The sequence below is a fragment of the Microcoleus sp. Pol1C5 genome, from assembly GCF_036701115.1.
GTDB lineage: Bacteria > Cyanobacteriota > Cyanobacteriia > Cyanobacteriales > Microcoleaceae > Microcoleus.
On the sequence record NZ_JAUBQE010000126.1, the window covers coordinates 1 to 3,283 of the forward strand.

1 protein-coding gene is annotated in these 3,283 nt (G+C 45.8%); it reads right to left on the reverse strand.

Annotated features, from left to right (window positions below; all coding sequences use genetic code 11):
• A partial coding sequence (locus QUA23_RS30650; protein WP_333093982.1) for an AAA family ATPase occupies positions 1-3,283 on the reverse strand: 3,283 nt, incomplete at both ends.

Consider the following 3,283-nt stretch of genomic DNA (forward strand, 5'->3'; position numbering starts at 1 on the left):
GAAATACTGGTGCTGCTATTACTGGAAGTCTGCGAAGAGTGGCTAATCGTTGCTAGCGTCTCTAGAGGATTAAAGCGGAGTTTGGGCTGATTCAGGATGGGCTGAAGTAATTCGGGATAGCGTTGTTCTAGGTCTTCTATTTTGGCTAGTGCACCCCAACGGGCATAACAGTAATACGCTTCTTGCATATAGCTGGCGGCGACTTTTTCTTTGCCCCACTCCCAGTAGAATTTGGCAGCTAATTCGTTGGCTAACGCTTCTTCTTGGAGATATTCGTTTTCTTTGGCTCCTTTAACTGCAAGGTCGTAGCACTCAATTGCCTCTTTGTATCGATCGAGAACGCGGTAACGTTCGGCTTCCACCAGTTGCCACTTGTGCAAGTGATTCATCGGGGCATGAGAGGCCCATTGCTGTAACTTACCTTGATTTTCTTGCACTTGATGCAGTCGATCTTCCGACTGTGCAGTTGATTCATGCTGTATAGCAAGTGCCGTTAGAGAATCGTAGAAGTAAAAGACTGGTTCGAGAATTGTTCCCATACATCTTGTCAGGTGTTGTCTGGCTCGATCCGCATCCTTTTGTGCCTTAAAAATGTCTCCCAGCCAGAAGTTCAATACGAATCTGTGGTGGTAAAAGATACACAACCGAAACATATCGTTGGATGCTTGCACCTGAGAAACCAATTCTTCCTCATAAGAATCTTTGCGTAAAGGAACCTCATCCTCCGAGCGCCCCAGAAGGATCAGAGCTGTTTCCCAGTAAATTAAATAATGCTTGGCTGTAGTGATGATGTTGAGGTCGCGCAAATGCTGGTGGTAGGCGCGAATTTGGGGTTCGAGTTCGTTCAGCGGTTTCCCTGACCACAAGGAATTCAAGGAAAACATTTGTACGAGGTATACAATGAATTCCAGATCGCCCGTTTCCACTCCCGCTTGATAGCCCTCCTGAAAAATCGGTAGCGTTTCTCTCACATGAGCGACGCAGTGATGAACGTATCCCGCAAATACATTAAAAGTTGCAGCTCGGATATTTTTGGCTTCTGGCTCTGATGCCAGGCGATAAGCTAATTGCCCAAACTGCTGCACCTGTGTTATCTCTTGCCACAGCATATTGAGTAGGAATGCGTAGCTAACATAGCTAATCGGAGAAAAGAGACTATTACCAAATTGAATTGAAAGCTTGACCTGTAGTGCAACTACTAAGGGATAAAGCGGCGAACCTGTCAGGTAACACGAAGGCAGAATGCTATCAGCAATCTGCATAATGGCAAGCTTTTGAGCATCCGTCATCTTCGGCAGATGAATCAACGCATCAATCGAGCGATCGCCGATCAATGCGTTGATTTCCTGTCTCGCCTGCTGAATATCCTCGGTCGTTGGGCTATCAGGCAGGCTGACTCCTAGCAATTGAAGGACAGATTTACCTGTCGAGAGTGCCGCTAAAAATTCATTGCGGGAGTTCAATGACTGAATTTTTATTTGATAGATTTGCATCCGATCTAAGGGAGTTTTAGCATGGTGCAGCGTCGCTTCAATCCTTCGCTCCATTCCCTCAAAATCACCACACAACCAGGCAATCTCGGCAGCTAATTCGTGCAGGCATAAGGTCATTTCATATTGTCGCTGCCAAGCTTCAACTCCTAATAATGTCAGTCCGACTGTGGCATACTCGCGGGCTGCGTGATATGCTGTTGCGGCTCTGGCTTTGCGGCAAGCTGTGAGGTTGAGTTGGCCTAAGTCGTCTCGTTCGGTTTGTTCAACCACAAGTGTGGTTCCATAATTTAACTGATTGACTAATTCAAAAATGCGTTCTTCTCGCGCTGACAGTGAAATCTGTTGCAGCAGCAGTTGCCCAATTTGATAATGGGCGATCGCGCGATCGCTTTCCGGAATCAAAGAATAAGCGGCTTGTTGGACGCGATCGTGCAAGAAGCGATAGGCAACGGTTTGAGTAGTCGCTTCAGAAATCGCCTGTTCTGCGCCTACATAAAATTTATAAACTTCACTTTGGGGAATAATCAGCTCTTCCTGTAAAGCTTTCCACAAAGCCGTTGCGGTTTCCGTCTCCGAACTCTCTGCAACAATTGCCAATGTTGCCAGATCGAACTGGTTGCCAATGCAAGCGGCTAATTTTAAAACCTCTTGAGTTGTTGCTGGCATTTTTTGCAACTGCTGCGCCATAAATAGCACCACATCATCAGTGAGCGCTGCCTCTCTCACTTTGCTAATATCGCACTGCCAATGTCCCGATTGGATCTCAAAAGTAATCAATTCATCCTGATGCAAGGCTTTGAGAAACTGCGTTGAAAAAAATGGGTTTCCTTGAGTTTTTTGATATACCAATTCTGTCAGCGGTTGTGCCAAATTAGGCTCACAAACTAGCGTATCCGCTACCAATTGATTTAAACTGAGAAGGCCAAGCGGTGCTAATGTAATAGTGTTGAGTGTGGTTCCTGCCTTCCTCACCTCATCTAGGGTCAACATCAGGGGATGGCTGGGTGATACTTCATTATCCCGATAGGCTCCCAGCAGCAACAGATAACCCAATTGCGACTCATTGACGAGCAATTGCATTAACTTCAGCGATGCCGAATCTGCCCACTGCAAATCATCCAAAAATATCACCAATGGATGTTCTTTTGTGGTGAAGACAGCAATGAATTTGTGGAAGAGCAAATTAAAGAGGTTTTGAGCAGCAACCCCCGATAACTCCGGGGCTGGGGGTTGTGTTCCAATAATCCGTTCTAGTTCGGGAATGACTTCAATAATGACTTGTCCGCTGTCACCGAGCGCTTCGAGAATTTTAGTTTTCCATTCTTGAATTTTGGCATCACTTTCACTCAGTAATTGTGCCATTAAATCGCGGAATGCCTGGACAAATGCCGAGAAGGGAATATTGCGGTTGAACTGGTCGAATTTGCCTTTAATGAAATAGCCCCGTTGCCGGACAATCGGTTTATGTACCTCGTTGACTACAGCCGTTTTTCCAATCCCGGAAAACCCAGCGACTAGCATTAATTCTGATGTGCCATTAGCTACGCGATCAAAGGCATTCAACAGAGTTTGGACTTCTGTTTCTCGACCGTAGAGTTTTTCAGGAATCAGGAAACGATCGCATATATCCCGCTTTCCTAACTCAAAAGTTTCAATCTTTCCAGTTTCTTGGCACTGCTGCAAACACTTTTCTAAGTCATGTTTCAATCCCCAGGCACTTTGATAGCGTTTTTCGGCATTCTTCGCCATCAGCTTCATCACCAGATCCGAAACCACCTGCGGGATTTTTT